Source organism: Pedobacter sp. WC2423, from assembly GCF_040822065.1.
GTDB lineage: Bacteria > Bacteroidota > Bacteroidia > Sphingobacteriales > Sphingobacteriaceae > Pedobacter.
Genome location: NZ_CP162005.1, coordinates 5,831,449 through 5,849,707 on the forward strand (window position 1 = coordinate 5,831,449; position 18,259 = coordinate 5,849,707).

The window sequence follows — 18,259 nt, forward strand, 5'->3', positions numbered from 1 at the left end:
GCTTAAACCTAAACCCTAATATTCAATGACAACAACAGCTAAAAAAGGAATGCCACCTATTATTATAATCGGTGCACTATTCTTTATTTTCGGATTTGTAACCTGGTTAAATTCAGTGTTGATCCCTTATTTGAAACTCGCTTGTGAGCTCAATAATTTTGAGTCTTACCTGGTTGCGTTCGCATTTTATATCAGTTATCTCGTGATGGCTATCCCATCTGCCAGTGTGCTTAAAGTTACGGGCTATAAAAAGGGAATGGCTTTGGGGCTTGTCGTCATGGGGATTGGTGCACTGGTTTTTATTCCGGCAGCATTGACCCGCACTTACAGTTTGTTTTTACTGGGGTTATTTATCCAGGGAACAGGGCTTGCTTTATTACAAACAGCTTCTAATCCTTATATCACGATACTGGGGCCTGCTGAAAGTGCAGCCAAAAGGATCAGTATTATGGGGATTTGTAATAAAGTGGCTGGTGCAATTGCACCGATCGTTTTGGGCGCAATTGCTTTAAAGGATGCCGATGGTTTTCATGACCGCCTGATTTTGATGAGCCCGGCAGAGAAAATCGCTGAACTGAATGCGCTGGCATCAAGAGTAATCCTGCCTTATGTAATCATTATTATTGTACTGATTATTTTAGCTGTACTGATCTACTTTTCAACTTTACCGGAAATAGATACAGATCAGGAAGATGAAGCTGTTTCACAGGCTACTGCCGGCAAAACAAGTATTCTTCAGTTTCCTCACTTGTTGTTAGGTGTAATGACTGTGTTCCTTTATGTAGGAGTAGAAGTAATGGCTGGTGATACCATTATCAGTTATGCGCATTATCAGGGTATTCCACTTTCTACGGCTAAGTTTTTTACCACTTTTACTTTAATGGGAATGATCCTCGGTTATCTGATCGGTATCATTTGTATCCCAAGGTATATCAGCCAGGAAAATGCGATGAAATGGTTTGCGGTACTGGGTATTGTCTTGACTGTAATTTCAATTTTTACTACAGGCTATACTTCAGTTTTATTTATCGCTTTGCTGGGACTGGCAAATTCACTGGTCTGGCCGGCAATCTGGCCGCTGGCGCTTTCAGGGCTGGGCAGATTTACTAAAATAGCCTCTTCTTTATTAATTATGGGTATCGCGGGGGGAGCAATCATTCCGCTTTGTTATGGTGCGCTTGCAGATGCGTTAAATGCACAGCAAGCTTACTGGATCATGGTTCCTTGTTATGCATTTATCTTTTATTATGCAGCGGCAGGGTATAAAGTAAAGAGCAAAACATATTAAATTATAATAAGCGCCTGCCTGGAGGCAGGCGTAATAACACCAAATATAGATGAACAGAAAAGATTTCATTACCAGCACAGGTTTGCTGACTGCCGGTTTGTTTTTGAGTAAAGATTTAAGCGCATTTGAGTTAGCTTATCCAAATGTAAGAGTACCGTTGAACAAGAGAAAATTCAGTAGTCCGGCGGTAGAGAAAGCTATCCTTAAATTCCAGCAGAAAGTTTCGGATAAAGAGTTAGGCTGGTTATTTAATAACTGTTTGCCGAATACCCTGGATACGACAGTTTCATTTGCAATGAAAGATGGCAAGCCTGATACTTATGTGATTACCGGAGATATTGATGCGATGTGGCTCAGAGATAGTTCTGCGCAGGTCTGGCCTTATCTTGCCTTTATGAAAGAGGATAAAAAACTACAGCAGTTAGTTGCAGGGATTATCCACCGTCAGGCACATTATGTGATTAAGGATCCTTATGCGAATGCATTTTACAAGGATGGAGAACAGAAAAGTGAATGGGCAGGTGACCATACTGATATGCAGCCTGGTGTTCATGAACGTAAATGGGAAATAGATTCACTTTGTTATCCGATGCGTCTGGCTTATAATTACTGGAAAATGACTGGTGATGCCACCCCGTTTGATGAGGAATGGAAAACAGCTGTTCATACGATCCTGAAAACTTTTAAAGAGCAGCAACGTAAAACAGGTTTGGGTCCATATCATTTTCAGCGTGATACCGCTAAACCAACAGATAGTTTACCAATGGCGGGTTATGGCTTTCCGGTAAAACCAGTTGGTTTGATCTGTTCGATGTTCAGACCAAGTGATGATGCCACGATCTTCCCTTTCCTGATCCCGTCTAACTTTTTTGCTGTCGTGAGTTTGAAACAAATGGCAGAAATGTTCAGGGCAATTTTCAAGGAAGAAGCTTTTGCTGCTGAACTGAGTGCTTTGGCAACAGAAGTGGAAACTGCAATTCAGAAATATGCAGTTGTTGAACACCCTGTTTATGGAAAAATCTATGCTTTTGAAGTGGATGGATTTGGCAACGTAAACCTGATGGATGATTCCAATGTGCCAAGTTTGCTTTCTCTTCCTTACCTGAATGCAGTACCTGTAACAGATCCTGTTTATCAGAATACCCGGAAATTTGCACTATCAGAACATAATCCATATTTTTATAAAGGGAAGGATATAGAAGGAATCGGAGGTCCGCACGTGGAGCAGCAGGACATGATCTGGCCGCTGAGTATCATTTGCAGAGGATTGACCAGTACAGATGACGAAGAGATTAAACAATGTATTGCTGCCTTGAAAAAAACGCATGCCGGTACTGGTTTTATGCATGAGTCTTTTAAAAAGGACCATCCCGAAATCTTTACAAGACCATGGTTTGCCTGGACAAATACGATCTTCGGCGAGTTTTTATGGGAAGTGTTTTTAGCACGCCCGCATTTATTGAGCTAACTAACAATGAACCAAATATAAACTTTAATCAAAATCATGAAGAAAATCATTTCAGGGCTTATTCTGGCCTGTGTTACGCTGAGTGTAAGCGCACAGACGGATGAAAACTTAGGCATTATACCTGCGCCGGTATCTGTAGAAAAAAAGGCTGGCGTTTTTAAACTGGACAAAACTGTAGTGCTGGTCTCCAATGAAACAGCAAATGCAGGGACAGCTGATATTTTGAATGCCTATATCGCCAGTCAGGGTGGCTTTGCATTGAGACCCTCTAAAACAGCAGCAACCAATGAGCGTGCAATTGTATTAAGCTCTGCTGGAGCTGAAAAATTGCCTGCTGAAGGTTATGAGATCCAGGTTACTGCCCGGAATATTACCGTTACCGGAAAGGGTGCTGGCCTTTTTTATGGGGTGCAGTCACTGATGCAGATGATGCCTGAGAAAAAAGGACAGGAAATTGATGTACCTGCCAGTATCATCAATGATTATCCAAGATTCCAGTACAGAGGGATGCACCTGGATGTAGGAAGACATACTTTCCCTGTTTCTTTCATCAAGAAGTATATTGACCTGATGGCAGCTTATAAACTGAATAATTTCCACTGGCACCTGACAGAAGATCAGGGCTGGAGAATAGAGATTAAAAAGTATCCTAAGCTGACCACTATCGGCGCAGAAAGAAATGGTACAGTTGTAGGCCACCATCCCGGAGTAACGAATGATAATACGCCTTACAAAGGTTTTTATACACAAAATGAAGTGAAAGAAGTAGTTGCTTATGCCACAAGAAAGTTTGTGACTGTAATTCCCGAAATTGAATTACCAGGACACAGTTCTGCGGCAATTGCAGCTTATCCTCAGCTGAGCTGTTTTCCTGACAGAGATACTTTCATTGATCCTAAAACACCTTGGGCAGGATCAAGAAAAGGTAAACAGGTACAGCAGCAGTGGGGCGTTTTTGACGACGTATTTGCGCCAACTGAATATACTTTTAAATTCTTAGAAGATGTTCTGGATGAGGTAATGGTCTTGTTTCCTTCGAAATATATCCATATTGGCGGGGATGAAAGTCCAAAAGAATACTGGAAACAATCACCTTTCTGCCAGCAGCTGATTAAAGAAAAAGGTTTAAAAGATGAGCATGAACTGCAAAGTTATTTCATTCAGCGCATAGAGAAATATATCAATTCTAAAGGAAGATCTATTATTGGATGGGATGAGATTTTAGAAGGTGGATTAGCACCAAATGCGACAGTGATGTCATGGCGTGGGGTTGAAGGTGGTATTGCTGCGGCAAAACTTAACCATGATGTGATTATGACGCCTGGAAATCAAGGCTTATATTTTGACCATGCACAGTCAAAATCAAGCGGTGAGCCTGTTAATATTGGTGGAAATTCACCTTATTCGGTGGCTTATGCTTATGATCCTGTTCCAGAAGTTTTATCAGCAGATCAAAAGAAATATATTAAAGGTGTACAAGCTAATTTATGGACAGAATATATTGAAAGTCCTGAGAAAGCAGAGTACATGATTCTACCAAGAATGTTCGCTTTAGCAGAAATTGCATGGTCCCCATTGGCTAAAAAGAACTTTAAGAATTTTTCTGAAGAAAGAATCCCATTGCATTTAGCTCGTCTGGATAAAACCAACACCAATTACTGGGTTCCGGTTCCAGTTGGTCAGTCTGATCAACAGATTGATGGAGAGGATGTTACTGTTGATTTGAAAGTGCCTGTTCAGGGTGCTAAAATCTATTATACTTTAGATGGTACCACTCCTTCTGATGTTTCTAATCAATATCGTCCTGGTTTAAAAGTCAATGTACCTAAGGGCAGTAAACTTTTATTGAAGACTATTGTGATCACGCCAAAAGGAAAACGTAGTGTGATCTCAGAAACTCCTTTAAATAACGGAGCGAAGTAATTTCTTTATTATTCCTTACTATATGAGCCTGTTTGAAATTCATCATTTGAATTTTAAACAGGCTTTATATTTGGTTAAAATGCTTTTTTAGTATAAATTGCTAAAATAAAATGAACCAGATGAAACGAAAACTATATATTTTACAGCAGTCTGCACTCTGTGTGGGATTGTTGTTTTTGTTTGCTTGTCAACAGAATCAGCCGGTTAAAATTTCTCCTTCAGCCGATGTGAAGGCTGTGGCTAAAAACACTGCAGGAACTTTTCCTTTTCATAAAGATATTGTGATCAAACCAGGGCTTCACTTTGAAGTATTAAGCTGGGGAAGGGGAGTGGACAGCCTTGGTGGTTATCTGATCCTGATGTCTGATTCAACAAAAAATAATTACAAATCTTTATCTGTAGAACGTGCTGGTATAATTACCGATGCATGGAATATGGATATGGACAATGATGGTAATCCGGAACTGTATATAGAATTGCTGAGTAAAAAGAACGTCAGAGATCTTAACGTTTATGAATACAATGGTGGCTTTAATAAAATCAGCTTCCCGCCTTTAAGTGCTAAAATGAAGAAGATTTATGGTGGGAATGATAAATTTATTCAGAAAAACGGGGAGTTGTTCAGGTCATTTCCTATTGTCAATTCTTCGGATAGTACACAAAAGAATGGAGCAACGAAAATGCTGCATTACAGCCTGAGAGGAAATAGCTTCTCTGTAGATGAAGTTAAAGAACAAGAGTAATACCCTTGTTCTTTAAGCTAATTTAAACAGACTCTTTAAACTGTGCACTGATTCTTTCAAATTTCTCAATTAAAAGGTCAATACGCTCTTTTTCTTTATTCATATATGATTTACGAAGGATGGTTGCACAGAAAGCCATCCAGATTATTGTAAACAGGACGATTGCGATTTGTATCCAGGTATTCAGATGGTTCAGCGTTTCAAAGAAGAAAAGAATGAAACCAACTGATATGGCTGCGGCATAAAACCAGTAAAGCTTATGGTACAAATTAAATCTGCTCAGCTGGTATTCATGAAGTTTTTTCAGAAATGCGCCAGGATGTTCCGTGAAATCATTCCGTGAAATCAACCGGTGTTCTCTATATAATAAAATCGTATAGATCGCTACGGCTAATACAATGATTCCGATTCCTAAAAACGTTGCCCAGGAGCTGAAATCAAAATAAACCAGTAAGGAACTGATAGCGAGGAATGAGATAACCATGCCCCCGATATTAAAGAGCGATTTGGTACGAATGGAATTCACCTCTTTTTTTGCCTGATCCAGCATCTCTTCTGAAGTGATTTTTACCTCCACAGAATGAGATTGCCAAAGAGACTGTATATGTTCAAATTCTTGCATGATGATTGTATAATTCGGTGAGTTTTTGTTTAATACGGTGAATCTTAACTCTAAGATTTCCTTCGCTGATTCCTGAAATATCGGCTATCTCATGATAGGGCAGTTCGTCAAGAACCATAGTAATAATTAAACGGTCGTTTTCTTCTAATTTGGATATTGATTTATATAAAAGAGCCACCTGCTCATTTTTTTCAGAGAATTCCTCCACTCTGTTCTCAATAATATTTTCCGTTAGTTCGTCTTTAGCCTGTCTTTTCTCCGAACGAAGATAAGTTAAACAGGTATTTACTGCGATCCGGTAAATCCAGGTCGAAATTAGTGATTTCTGTCTGAATTTATCAAGATTTTGCCAAACCTTAAGAAAAGTCTCCTGTAACAGATCATTCGCAGACTCAGCATCACCTGTATAGCCATAGCACAAATGGAATATTTTCTTGGAGTTAGTGTCGAAGATTTGCTTAAATAAGATGTCTTTCTGATCCAATTGAGTCGTTATTTTTGTTGTTTGACACGGTTAATAGTAAATTGTTACAGTGCTAAAATGTTTTTTACATTTCCAGAATACTACAAAAACGGAATAGCTGATTCTGAAAATAAGTTTATTATTGTAGTTTTACGCTCGGAAAAAACACTCAACCAAATATAATGTCAAAAAACAACAGATTAACATTCTTTATATTTTTAGCACTGATACTAGGAGTTATCTTAGGTTACGTATTAAATGTAAATTCATTTGATACCTATAATACCAAGATTACCAATGCTGATGCTCAAATTAAAACCTTAGCTATAAAGATGGGTGAAAGAACTGATACAGCCTCTGTACAGTATTTGCAACTGAAGACACAAAGAGCGGAAAATGTTAAAATCAGAAGAGATAACGAGACTGAAAGAGAGAAAAAACTGGAACCACTTACTTTATTAAGTGATATCTTTCTAAGATTAATTAAAATGATTGTTGCCCCTTTAGTTTTTACCACACTGGTCGTTGGGGTAGCTAAAGTAGGTGATATTAAAGCGGTAGGAAGAATTGGTGGTAAAACCATGCTTTGGTTTATGAGTGCCTCTTTATTATCATTATTCCTGGGTATGATTATGGTGAATATTTTCAGACCGGGCGAGGCGATGAATTTGCCGCTTCCAAGCAGTCATGAAGATACAGGAATTCATAAAGTTGCTTTATCCATGAAAGACTTTATCGCGCATATCATACCTAAAAGTATGACCGAAGCGATGGCAACCAATGAAATCCTTCAGATTGTAGCTTTTTCCCTGTTTTTTGGAGTAGCCACTGCTGCTATTGGTGAAAAAGGTAAAATTATTATTGAGTTTTTTGATGCAGTTGCGCATGTCATTTTAAAAGTGACAGGGTATGTAATGAATTTTGCTCCTTTTGCGGTATTTGGTGCGATGGCAGCCATTATTGCGAAACAAGGTTTAAGTGTCCTTTCAACCTATGCCTTATTTATCGGAGAATTCTATTCCACGATGCTGCTGTTATGGCTACTATTGATATTTATTGGTTATCTTATTCTGAAAGGCAGGGTTTTCAACCTGATGAACAGGATGAAAGAGCCGGTAATCGTTGCTTTTAGTACGGCGAGCAGTGAAGCGGCTTATCCGAAAACAATGTTGCAGCTGGAGCGCTTTGGCTGTAAAGATAAAATTGTGAGTTTCGTATTACCATTAGGATACTCGTTTAATTTGGATGGTTCAATGTTATATATGACCTTTGCATCCTTATTTATTGCACAGTCTTACGGGATTCATTTATCGTTTCAACAGCAGATTACTATGCTGCTGATCCTGATGCTGACCAGTAAGGGGATTGCAGGTGTTCCAAGAGCTTCGCTGGTAGTCATTGCAGGTACGATTGCAACTTTTAATATTCCTGAAGCAGGACTGGCCTTATTGATTGGTATTGATCCTTTGCTGGATATGGGCAGGTCAGCGACTAATGTAATTGGTAACAGTCTGGCAACAGCTGTGGTCAGCAAGTGGGAGGGAGAGCTTACAGGGCCTCTGGATTAGATGATAAGTTATGAATGCAAGACCAATTTATATAGATTAAAATGATGAGTACCAACGCGAAAAAAATATTTTTACTGCTCACTATCGTAGTTCCTTTTCTGGCCTACTGTGTGTTTTATTATATGCCTATTATTAAAAATGCACCTTTCAGATCGGATGAGTTTGTCTCTTTCCAGTTCAAATGGGGAGCAGGTAATGACCTGGTGAATTCTTATGATTCTGCTACAGGAGACTATCAGTACCTGAATGCAAAAGATTCGCTGATCAAAACCAATGTGAAGTTAAGACAGAATGATATCATTTATATTCATAACAAGGCGAGCGAGATTGGATTCTGGAATTTTCCTGATGTAATTGCCAATGCCGGAACTGACCTTAATCAATCTAAAGTACTGCGTTATGTGATGCAGTTTAACTATAAACGTAAAACTAAAAAGGTGATTTTTGTTACTGATTATAACGATATCGCCAAATTACGGGATGTAGCCAAGCAAATGAAGACCCTTTTGGAACAGAGTATCAATGATGCTGAAGAAAGATATACTAAGAAAAAGTAAATCATTATGAATTTATAAATATATATTCTATATTTGCACCTCGATAAAAAAATAAACAATTTAAAATACTAATTATTTAACAATGTACGCAATAGTAAATATAGCAGGACAGCAATTCAAAGTTGCAAAAGACCAGCACCTTTTTGTACACCGTTTGCAAGGAGATGAAGGCGCTAGTATTGAATTTGACAATGTATTGTTGGTTGAAGACGGAGGTAATATCTCTGTTGGTGCCCCTTTATTATCAGGAGCTATCGTTTCAGCTAAAATCGTGTCTCATTTAAAAGGCGATAAAGTAATCGTTTTCAAAAAGAAACGTAGAAAAGGTTACAAAAAGAAAAATGGCCACCGCCAGTATTTCACAAAAATCCAGATCTCTGGTATCAGTTTATAATTAGTTGTTAAACAAAAATTATCAGTTTTATAACTGTTAGTTGATAAAATATAAAACAAAATGGCACATAAAAAAGGAGCCGGTAGTTCGAGAAACGGACGTGAGTCTCATAGTAAACGCTTAGGTATCAAAATTTTTGGTGGTCAGGAAGCAATTGCAGGAAACATCTTAGTACGTCAACGCGGAACTAAACACCATCCTGATAAAGGCGTAGGTATTGGTAAAGACCATACTTTATTCGCTCTTGTTGCTGGTACTGTAGTTTTCAGAAAGAAACAAGATAACAAATCTTATGTTTCTATCTTACCTGCAAGTGTAATTAGCGAAGTTGTTGAAAAAGCTGTTCCTGCTAAAAAAGTAGCAGAAGCTGCTGCTCCGGTAGCTGAGGCACCTGTTAAAAAAGCACCAGCTAAAAAAGCTGTTAAAGCTGAAACTGAAGCTGAAGCTGCTCCGGCAGAATAATCTTTAAAAAAAATAGTTAAAAAAGCCGCAACGAATACGTTGCGGCTTTTTTATTGACCTTTATTTTTAAGATACGTCAATTTTTATTTTAAGACTTTGAAGTTCGTTTTCCAGTTTTTCTAAACACAAAGAGAAATTTTTAAGCGTGGTCTCCAGTTCATTCATTAAGCTTGCTACCGGAAGTACTGCCTGTGGTTTGTTATGATCTTCTCCATGTAAAAGCCATTCATAACTTTTATTATAGTGTCTTGAAAGGGCGAAAAGCGTATGAAATGTGGGATATTGGTTACCAAGCTCAATCTGAGAATAATTACTCCTGGACAGATTCAATAAATTTGCTACATCAATCTGAGCATAAGCTCTTTCTAGTCTTAATGACTTAATCCTCTTCCCTAATATTTTCTTTGATAGAATTTCTTGCATAAATAATATTTTTTTTGTTGGTTTGTGACTTTATTCTATGGTGTAAAAAAGACAATTATCGATCCATTACGTCTGCAGACATAATTTGTTTATCTTTATACGAGGATTTCGAGTTTAAAGTAGGATGTTAAATGTTAAAAAGAAATTAAATGAGTGCTTGTATTTGTGTCATGCTAAAAAAAATCAACTATGAAGCTTAGTGCTTACTGTGATTGTTACACAGATAACTCTTATTTTCTTTTTAATAAAAAAAATCACATTACTTTTTTTAATATTCATTCGATAGAAAAAATAGGGTATTTTTTAGCCAAAAATCCCACTATTGGGGAATCTTTTGTGGAAATCATTTCACAAAAATACGAAAGGATGTTTTCTAAGCTTGTAGCAGAGTGCTTTGAAGGGAAGGTTTTCAGTATAGAAAAGCGTTTGAAGGTAAAAGGTATGGATGATGTCTTGCTGCAAATCATCCTTACACCGGTTTTTACTGATCCTGAGCATCCGCAGGTGGCTTGTACTATTATTGACAGCAACAGAAAATCTAACCAGATGAAACTGCTCGATGAGTACTCACACCTTGCTTCACATGATCTGCGCGCTCCGATAACAAATATCTTAAGTCTGTCGAGCCTGATGAATTTTCCGGATATGGAATTGTTTGATACGAGAAAGATCAAAGAATTATTAAGAGATATTAACTTTCAGGCAGAAAAACTGGATGATATTATCAAAATGCTGAATAGTCTGATCAATAAAGAACAGGAGACTGATGATTTTATTGCAGAATCTACCAAAATAGATTCCAAACATATCATGCTGATCGATGATGACTCACTGACCAATAAGCTGCATCATATGATTATTACTAAACACAATAAGAATAAAAGGGTGGTACAGTTCGGGAGCTCCATACGTGCACTTGATTATCTGAAGGAAAACAGGCCTGATTTAATTTTACTTGACCTGAACATGCCAGAGATAGATGGCTGGATGTTTTTAAAGCTCCTGGAGGAACAAAAGCCTGGAGTAGACGTCGTGATCATCTCTTCTACAATTGATCCCGCAGAACGCACCAGAGCCCAGTCCTATAAGTCAGTTAAGGATTTCCTGACGAAACCCTTAACCTATGAGAAAATTAAACATCTGGTAGACAACTAATACCTGATGTAAATGTTAGTGTTCTCTATCAAGCAGTGATTCGGCAAGCTGAATCAGTTCATTCTTTTTGGCTGGCTCAGTACTTACTTTTTCCAATGCTGTAAAAGCAATGTCCAGGCTGTGTTTCATTTCAGTAGCTGCAAGCGCTCTGATGTTGTAGTGGCTATACAAATTGGTAATGGCTTCAATTTTTGCAGGATAGTCTGTATTTGAATATTGTGATTCCAGTAATTTCAGGTCATTGCTATTCACTAATTCTTTTAATTTAAGTAAAAGGAAGGTCTGTTTGTTGGAGATAATATCGCCGCCAACCTGTTTACCAAATTTAACCGGATCGCCGTATACATCAAGGATATCATCCTGCAGCTGAAAAGCAATACCGAAATTTTCCCCGAAGTCATACAAATGTTGGGCATCCTGTTCACTTGCACCACCTACAATTGCACCGAGCTTCATCGCTCCGCCTACCAGTACTGCCGTTTTTAAACGGATCATATTGATATACTCTACGATACTTACGTCAGTTCGCTGTTCGAATTCCATATCCAGCTGCTGACCTTCACAAACTCCTTGTGCGGTAGCATTGAAACAATGCAAAGCTTTTTTAAGAATGCTGGCATCCAGATTTGTCAAATGTTTATTAGCTTCAACCATCATGACATCACCACTCAGAATCGCATTATTTACTCCCCATTTAATATGAACAGTATCCTGGCCTCTGCGTAAAGGAGCATTGTCCATAATATCATCATGGATCAGTGTAAAATTGTGGAAGGTTTCAATGGCCAGTGCTGCCTCTATGGCTTTGGTGGCATCAGTATTAAACAATTCACTGGAAAGCAAAAGCAATACCGGTCTGATCCGTTTGCCGCCAAGGCGCATAATATAGCTTATTGGCTCGTATAGCCTGGAAGGAACCTCTGGATATCCGACCTTTTTGATCGCTGTTTCAATTAATTGCTGTAACTCAAAAATGGTATGCATTATTTTCTTAATGTGGTGTTTTTTTCTAAAATTTCTATTGCTGCCTGTTCCTTTGCAGTTCTTTTAATTCCCGGATTCTTTTTCCAGAAATCTTCATTATAAGTCATTGCTTTGACCAGATTGCTATCATTGATCTTCAAACTTACTTCTTCCAGGTTACTTTGATCTATCGTATCATCATCGATCATGTATAGCGTGGAATAAAGAGCTGTATTCTGCACTCCAAGCCCCATCATTTTTAACCTGTTCGAAGTATTGAAAACTGAGTAATCCAGTACATTGTCTCCCTGTTTATTCAATCTGTATTGTGCGATAAATGCGGTTTCTTTATTCTTGATACTTACAGACCCGTTACTCTTGAAAAACATACCTTTAATTACACCTTCAATTTTGAGGACATTATTGGTGACTGTATTCACATAATAGGCCCCTTCAAATCTTTTCTCTTTCAGTGCCCGTTTAGGCGTGCAGATGATCTTTGCAATCTCTTCGCCATCCTGCAGATAAGTACCCGCGAGTTTGAAAGTATACAAAGAATCTACTTTTTTCAGTAAGGGTTTTTTATGAAATGTATTGGCCAGATAACCCGAAAAAATAAAGGAAAAGAAGCTTGTATTGGTATAAGAGATGCCTTTTTTGCCTTGCAGATGACGCGCCTCGGTAGGGTGCCAGCCAATCAGTCCATAAGGTTTCCATGCTGCATTCAGCCAGATCTCATTCAGGTATACAGGTTCGTCCCCTTCATAAGCAATCTGTCTTAAAAAAGCTTTACCGAGATTCGGTTTATTGTAAGTTTTCAGCGCTTTATCTGTTGCATCCTGCATAATAGCCGTTGCCGGATTTCCAATAGTTACTTCTTTTAAAGTCATCACCTGCGGATCAAGCACTATTTTCAATTGCTCATCTGTGGTTTTAACTTCAAAACTGCCGCCAGCATAATTCAGGTGAGTAATCAGCAGGCTAACAGGTAATGATGGGACAGTAAGATCGAATTCACCGTTTTCATTGGTTAAAGTACTCTTCTGATTTTTAACCTGTACAGTAGCAAAAACAACAGGGTTACCTGTACTTTTTTCTACTACTATACCTGAAATTCTTTGCTGCGCTAAAACGCATACAGAAGAAAACAACAGTAACAAAAGGAGAACGGAGCCTGATTTATACATGTTATCCTTTAGTCCTGTACCAGTGAAAAGTCAATCTGGCGTTTAGACAGATCTACTCTTTTTACTTTCACTTTGACTTCATCACCTAATTGATATTTCTTTTTCTTGCGCTGGCCTACTATACAGTAGTTTTTCTCGTCCAGTACATAAAAATCATCAGCTATGTCTTTTAGCCTGATCATTCCTTCACATTTGTTCTCAATCAGTTCTACATACATTCCCCACTCAGTAACGCCGGAAATAATTCCCATAAAGAGCTTGCCTACATTCTCTTCCAGGTATTCTACCTGTTTGTATTTAATAGAAGCACGTTCCGCATCAGCAGCACGTTTTTCCATAGCAGAAGAATGGGAAGCAGCAGTTTCATATTCATCCTCATTGGCAGAGCGTTCTCCGTTAAGATAAGCAGCCAGCAGGCGATGAACCATTACATCAGGATAACGGCGGATCGGAGAGGTAAAGTGGGTATAATGGTCAAAAGCCAGTCCATAATGGCTGGTTTTTTTAGTTGTATAAACTGCTTTGGCCATCGAACGGATAGCCAGCTGTGTTAATACATTCTGTTCTTTTTTACCTTCCACATCTTCCATCAGGAAATTTAGTGATTTGGCAATGTCCTTATCCGATTTCATGTTGATTTTGTAACCAAAACGAGCAGCAAATAAAGCAAAGTTCCCCAGGTTTTCCAGGTTTGGAGAATCATGAGAACGGTATACGAAAGTATATTTAGCTTTTCCTTTACCTTTTTTAGCAATAAATTCAGCCACCTTTTTATTGGCCAGCAACATAAAGTCTTCAATCAGTTTATGGGCATCCTTACGCTCTTTGACGTAAACACCAACTGGTTTTCCTTTTTCATCCAGTCTGAATTTCACTTCAGTACTCTCAAAACTTATCGCTCCGTTTTTAAACTTCCTGTCTCTTAAAATGTAAGCAAGCTCATTCAGCTTCAGGATTTCCTGTGCATAGTCACCTTCTTTATTTTCTATAACTTCCTGAGCTTCTTCATAACTGAAGCGCCTGTCGGAGTGAATCACAGTTCTGCCGAACCATTCCTCTACTACATTAGCCGCTTCATCCAGTTCAAAAACAGCTGCAAAGCAGAGTTTGTCTTCGTTTGGACGAAGTGAGCAAACACCGTTACTCAATCTTTCGGGAAGCATAGGGATTACCCGGTCTACCAGGTAAACAGAAGTAGCTCTGGAATAAGCCTCTTTATCCAGATAGGTTTTAGGCTGTACATAATGCGACACATCCGCAATGTGTACCCCAACTTCATAATTGCCGTTTGGTAGTTTTCTGAAAGATATCGCATCATCAAAATCTTTTGCATCTGCCGGGTCAATCGTAAAGGTGACCGTATCGCGGAAGTCGCGGCGGTTTTTCAACTCCTCTTCAGAAATGGCTTCCGGAATTTCATTGGCTTCTTTCTCTACTTCAGCAGGGAAAGACAAAGGAAAACCATATTGTGCAAGGATCGCATTCATTTCTGTGTTATTCTCTCCTTGTGTACCCAGGATATTGATGATTTTTCCAATAGGATTTTTTGCGCCCTCTGGCCAGTCCGTAATCGCTACTTGTACTTTTTGTCCATTTTTAGCACCATGAAGGTCACTTAAAGGGACAAAAATGTCATGGAGCATTTTTTTGTCGTCGATAGTGACGAATGCAAAGCGATCAGATATTTTGATTACCCCTATAAAATCAGTTTTTAAGCGTTGTATAATTTCAACGACTTCACCCTCATTTTTTCTGCCTCTTTTTTTAGCGTAGATATAAACTTTTACTTTATCGCCGTTTAATGCATTGTGCAGTTTACGGGCCGATACGAATACGTCTTTTTCAAACTCATCATCAGGAATGATAAAAGCTGCGCCATCGGCAGTCATATCTACTTTTCCGGTGATAAAGGTCTTTAAATCTTTAAGCTTGAACTTTCCTTTTTCGGGTTCCGAAAAAACACCTTTTTGTGCTTGTTCTTTCAGAATCTCTAAAATGGTTTCCCTAGCTTCTTCATCTTTTATGTTGAGTTTGGCTGAAACCTGTTTATAATTCAAGGCTTCATTATTGCTATTCTCTAAAACATCACTAATTAACTGAGTTAAGACGAGTTTTATTTGAGAAGATTTCTTTTTTGCCATAGTATATTTGTCAATATTCCGAAGGTAACACTTTGAAATGATTTATGAAGCTTTAAGGCCTATAAATCCAATATTAAAGGCCTTAAAACGTATTGGAGATTTGTATAATTGTAATTTTTACCAGAGCTTAGGGACAGTTCAAATTCAGATGACTAATATTAAAATTGATCTGATTACAGGAGAAAATTTAAAATGATAGAAGAAAAACAGCGGAGTACAAGAAAGGAATTTCTGATGATTATCATTAAGATTATCGTTCTCTTTATGCTGGCATATTTTGAGACTTATCAGCCAGTAATATTTACCGATTTCCCTTTTATAGCATTAACTGCACATGCATTTATGGTATTTCTCGGGCCAAGTGTTGCAGTCTCATTTCTCCGCCTGGTTGTCATTTACTGGTATATTAAGAAACATCGTTTTAAGTCTACGATCAAGGATAACTTTATTTTAGGCATTAACAGGATCGTTTCTATTCTCAATACCGTATTTGGGGTAATTGCAATCATGATCTGGATGGGTATTCAACCTCTTGAATTCTTAACCAGCATTACGATTGTTGCTGCTGCAATTGCAGTTACTTTTAAAGATTATATTACCAATATGATCAATGGACTGATCATTATGTTTTCAGACCGTTTATCATTAGGTGATCATATCCGTGTAAATGATAATGAAGGTAAAATACTGGACATCACTTTAATTAACATGATTCTTCAGAATGAAGATAATGATATGGTAATTATTCCAAACTCTGTGGTATTCAGCTCCGTTATTATCAACCAGTCCAAACAGAATATTAAGAAATTAAGTATAGAGTTTGAAATGGCAATACAATTTGGATATACCCCTGATTTCCTGGAAAAGCATTTATACCGGGCCGTGGATAGTTTTAAAGATAATATTGTGTCCAGTGGGCTGACGATCAAAACGCTGGCTATTCATAAAGATATTGCCAGATTTAAAGCGCAGGTATTATTGAATAACTATGATAAGCTCAAAGAAAGAGAAATCAGGAGAGCATTGAATACCGCGATTATCAAACTGACTGTTCCAAAGCAGGAGTTACCTGGTCAGGCTTAGTTTTCCTGGTATCGCAGCAATTAGTTTTTGCGTGTAAGCGGTTTGCGGATGTTCATATATAATCTCCGGAAAATCTTCTTCCTCTATTTTTCCTTTATTCATGACAATCATTCTATCCGACAAATGTTTAACAACAGCCAGATCATGAGAAATAAAGATATAAGTCAGGCCCATGTCCTGCTGTAATCTTCTGAGTAAATTTAGGACCTGAGCCTGTACGGAAACATCCAGTGCAGAGACAGATTCATCACATATAATGAGTTTAGGCTGAAGCGCGAGTGCGCGTGCAATCACTATACGCTGCCGCTGACCTCCTGAAAATTCATGCGGATATCGATTAAAATGTTCAGGTTTCAGATCTACAAGTTCCAGTAAATGCTGTACATGTGCTTTGCGTTCAGCATTGCTGTTAAATACACCATGAACCTGTAAAGGTTCCATTAATGCATTTCCTACAGTAAGCTGTGAATTTAAGGAAGAATAAGGGTCCTGAAAAATGAGTTGTATATCTTTTCGCAATGCACGGAGTTTTTCCTTCTTTAAATGTGTAATGTCTTGTCCATCAAATGAAATTGATCCGGAAGAAGGTTCTATCAGGCGGAGAATTGTTCTGCCCAGTGTAGTTTTACCGCAACCTGATTCGCCTACCAGGCCCAGCGTTTCTCCCGGATATAATTTAAAACTAACATCATCAACGGCTTTGATTACGGTTTTAGAGGATCCGAATAATCCGTTGCTGACCGGAAACCAGGTGCAAATATTTTTTACTTCAAGCAAGGGAGCCGTTTCATATAAAACTGCTCTTCTGCTGTCAATTTCCTGTGGTGTATAACTGTTTATAGCCAGTAAATGAGCAATCGGCTGGTCTGTACCTTGTTTTAAAAAGTCGGCTACTACCGGCAGTTTTTTCAAGCGGTATAAAGGAGAGGGCCTGCAGGCCAGCAAACCTTTGGTGTAAGGGTGTTTTGGTTGTTTAAATAGTTGTTCCACAGAACCTTGCTCCACAATTGTTCCTTTGTACATCACAGCTACATCATCGGCAATTTCACTGATCACTGCCAGATCGTGGGAGATGAAAATCATCCCCATATTCCGTTGTTCCTTGATCTTCAGCAGTAATTGCAGAATTGTTTGCTGTACCGTTACATCCAATGCTGTGGTTGGTTCATCGGCAATCAGAAATTCAGGGTTGCAACTTAAAGCCATTGCAATCATTACCCTTTGTTTTTGTCCTCCTGAAAGCTGATGCGGGTAAGTATCGAAGATAGTTTCCGGGCGGGGCAGCTGCACTTCTTTGAAAAGTTCATTGGTTTTTTCTTTTGCAGCTTGTTTACTGAGGTTCTGATGCAGCATAATGGCTTCCTGAACCTGATCGCCACAAGTGAAAACAGGATTCAGCGAGGTCATGGGTTCCTGAAAAATCATTGCAATTTTATTACCTCTGTAGGTATTCATTTCCTTATCGGATAAGGAGAGCAGGCTGATCTCATTGAAAAGAATGTCTCCACTAATTTTAGTGTACGCCAGATCATGTAAACGCATGATGGCAAATGAGGTCACAGACTTTCCAGAGCCTGATTCTCCGACTATTCCTAAAACCCGTCCTCTTTCAGCCTTGAAGCTGATCTGGTTAACCGCGGTTTGCCAGGAGCGGTCTTCCTGATTAAAAAACTGGATATTCAGATCAATTACGTTTAACATCAGAGGCCCAATATAAAGAAAAATACCTTAAATTAAGAAGCAGTTTAAAATCCATCTAAATAAGCTGTAAACAATTTTATCACCTAAATTTAATCTCCTTCTTCGCATTTTCTGCTAT

At 38.4% G+C, this 18,259-nt stretch carries 17 protein-coding genes; 10 read left to right on the forward strand and 7 right to left on the reverse strand.

The window, feature by feature from the left end:
- The first annotated feature begins 25 nt into the window (after positions 1–25).
- The 4 genes from AB3G38_RS24570 (at position 26) to AB3G38_RS24585 (ending at position 5,422) form a co-directional block, all read left to right on the forward strand.
- The gene (locus AB3G38_RS24570) at positions 26–1,288 is read left to right on the forward strand and encodes a sugar MFS transporter (protein ID WP_367866327.1); all 1,263 of its coding nucleotides are present in this window, start codon (positions 26–28) and stop codon (positions 1,286–1,288) included.
- 49 nt (positions 1,289–1,337) lie between these two features.
- Positions 1,338–2,756, forward strand: coding sequence for a glycoside hydrolase family 125 protein (locus AB3G38_RS24575; protein ID WP_367866328.1), 1,419 nt, complete (start codon positions 1,338–1,340; stop codon positions 2,754–2,756).
- A 36-nt stretch (positions 2,757–2,792) separates the two neighbouring features.
- Complete coding sequence (locus tag AB3G38_RS24580; RefSeq protein ID WP_367866329.1) at positions 2,793–4,679, forward strand: beta-N-acetylhexosaminidase; 1,887 nt, start codon at positions 2,793–2,795, stop codon at positions 4,677–4,679.
- Between the two features lie 119 nt (positions 4,680–4,798).
- Positions 4,799–5,422 (forward strand): hypothetical protein, encoded by a 624-nt coding sequence (locus AB3G38_RS24585; RefSeq protein ID WP_367866330.1) that lies wholly within the window; start codon positions 4,799–4,801, stop codon positions 5,420–5,422.
- A 22-nt stretch (positions 5,423–5,444) separates the two neighbouring features.
- Here AB3G38_RS24585 and AB3G38_RS24590 read toward each other — a convergent pair whose 3' ends face one another.
- A complete protein-coding gene (locus AB3G38_RS24590; protein ID WP_367866331.1) occupies positions 5,445–6,044 on the reverse strand; it encodes a hypothetical protein in 600 nt (199 codons plus the stop codon).
- Positions 6,031–6,528 (reverse strand): RNA polymerase sigma factor, encoded by a 498-nt coding sequence (locus tag AB3G38_RS24595; protein WP_068401403.1) that lies wholly within the window; start codon positions 6,526–6,528, stop codon positions 6,031–6,033. Before AB3G38_RS24595 ends, AB3G38_RS24590 begins: the two co-directional genes overlap by 14 nt.
- A 161-nt stretch (positions 6,529–6,689) precedes the next feature.
- Between AB3G38_RS24595 and AB3G38_RS24600 the strand changes: the two genes are divergently transcribed.
- The 4 genes from AB3G38_RS24600 (at position 6,690) to rpmA (ending at position 9,488) form a co-directional block, all read left to right on the forward strand.
- Entirely contained in the window at positions 6,690–8,075 is a 1,386-nt protein-coding gene (locus AB3G38_RS24600; RefSeq protein WP_367866332.1) for a dicarboxylate/amino acid:cation symporter, read from the forward strand.
- A gap of 41 nt (positions 8,076–8,116) precedes the next feature.
- Entirely contained in the window at positions 8,117–8,632 is a 516-nt protein-coding gene (locus AB3G38_RS24605) for a hypothetical protein (RefSeq protein ID WP_367866333.1), read from the forward strand.
- Positions 8,633–8,714: 82 nt separating this feature from the next.
- A complete protein-coding gene (gene rplU, locus AB3G38_RS24610; protein ID WP_068401388.1) occupies positions 8,715–9,026 on the forward strand; it encodes a 50S ribosomal protein L21 in 312 nt (103 codons plus the stop codon).
- A gap of 60 nt (positions 9,027–9,086) precedes the next feature.
- On the forward strand, positions 9,087–9,488 hold the full coding sequence (gene rpmA / locus AB3G38_RS24615; RefSeq protein WP_367866334.1) for a 50S ribosomal protein L27: 402 nt from the start codon (positions 9,087–9,089) through the stop codon (positions 9,486–9,488).
- A gap of 66 nt (positions 9,489–9,554) precedes the next feature.
- Here rpmA and AB3G38_RS24620 read toward each other — a convergent pair whose 3' ends face one another.
- Positions 9,555–9,911: a helix-turn-helix domain-containing protein gene (locus tag AB3G38_RS24620; RefSeq protein ID WP_367866335.1), complete on the reverse strand. Its 357-nt coding sequence runs from the start codon at positions 9,909–9,911 to the stop codon at positions 9,555–9,557.
- A gap of 366 nt (positions 9,912–10,277) precedes the next feature.
- Here AB3G38_RS24620 and AB3G38_RS24625 point away from each other — a divergent pair, with 366 nt between their 5' ends.
- Entirely contained in the window at positions 10,278–11,066 is a 789-nt protein-coding gene (locus tag AB3G38_RS24625) for a response regulator (RefSeq protein ID WP_367866336.1), read from the forward strand.
- 15 nt (positions 11,067–11,081) lie between these two features.
- Here the strand turns inward: AB3G38_RS24625 and AB3G38_RS24630 are convergent, their stop codons facing one another.
- From AB3G38_RS24630 to rnr, 3 genes are read right to left on the reverse strand one after another with little or no spacing between them, the layout of a single operon-like run.
- Positions 11,082–12,050 (reverse strand): polyprenyl synthetase family protein, encoded by a 969-nt coding sequence (locus tag AB3G38_RS24630; protein WP_367866337.1) that lies wholly within the window; start codon positions 12,048–12,050, stop codon positions 11,082–11,084.
- Positions 12,050–13,216 carry a carboxypeptidase-like regulatory domain-containing protein gene (locus AB3G38_RS24635; protein WP_367866338.1) on the reverse strand — a complete coding sequence of 389 codons (1,167 nt, stop codon included), beginning with the start codon at positions 13,214–13,216 and terminating at the stop codon, positions 12,050–12,052. The genes AB3G38_RS24630 and AB3G38_RS24635 overlap by 1 nt, the downstream gene beginning before the upstream one ends.
- A gap of 8 nt (positions 13,217–13,224) precedes the next feature.
- Positions 13,225–15,357: a ribonuclease R gene (gene rnr / locus AB3G38_RS24640; protein WP_367866339.1), complete on the reverse strand. Its 2,133-nt coding sequence runs from the start codon at positions 15,355–15,357 to the stop codon at positions 13,225–13,227.
- 192 nt (positions 15,358–15,549) lie between these two features.
- On the opposite strand from rnr, the gene AB3G38_RS24645 reads away from it, so the two are divergent.
- Positions 15,550–16,440, forward strand: a complete 891-nt coding sequence (locus AB3G38_RS24645) for a mechanosensitive ion channel family protein (protein WP_367866340.1) — start codon at positions 15,550–15,552, stop codon at positions 16,438–16,440.
- Here the strand turns inward: AB3G38_RS24645 and AB3G38_RS24650 are convergent.
- Positions 16,423–18,141: an ABC transporter ATP-binding protein gene (locus AB3G38_RS24650; RefSeq protein ID WP_367866341.1), complete on the reverse strand. Its 1,719-nt coding sequence runs from the start codon at positions 18,139–18,141 to the stop codon at positions 16,423–16,425. The two genes, AB3G38_RS24645 and AB3G38_RS24650, sit on opposite strands and share 18 nt — an antisense overlap.
- Between the last annotated feature and the right edge of the window lie 118 nt (positions 18,142–18,259).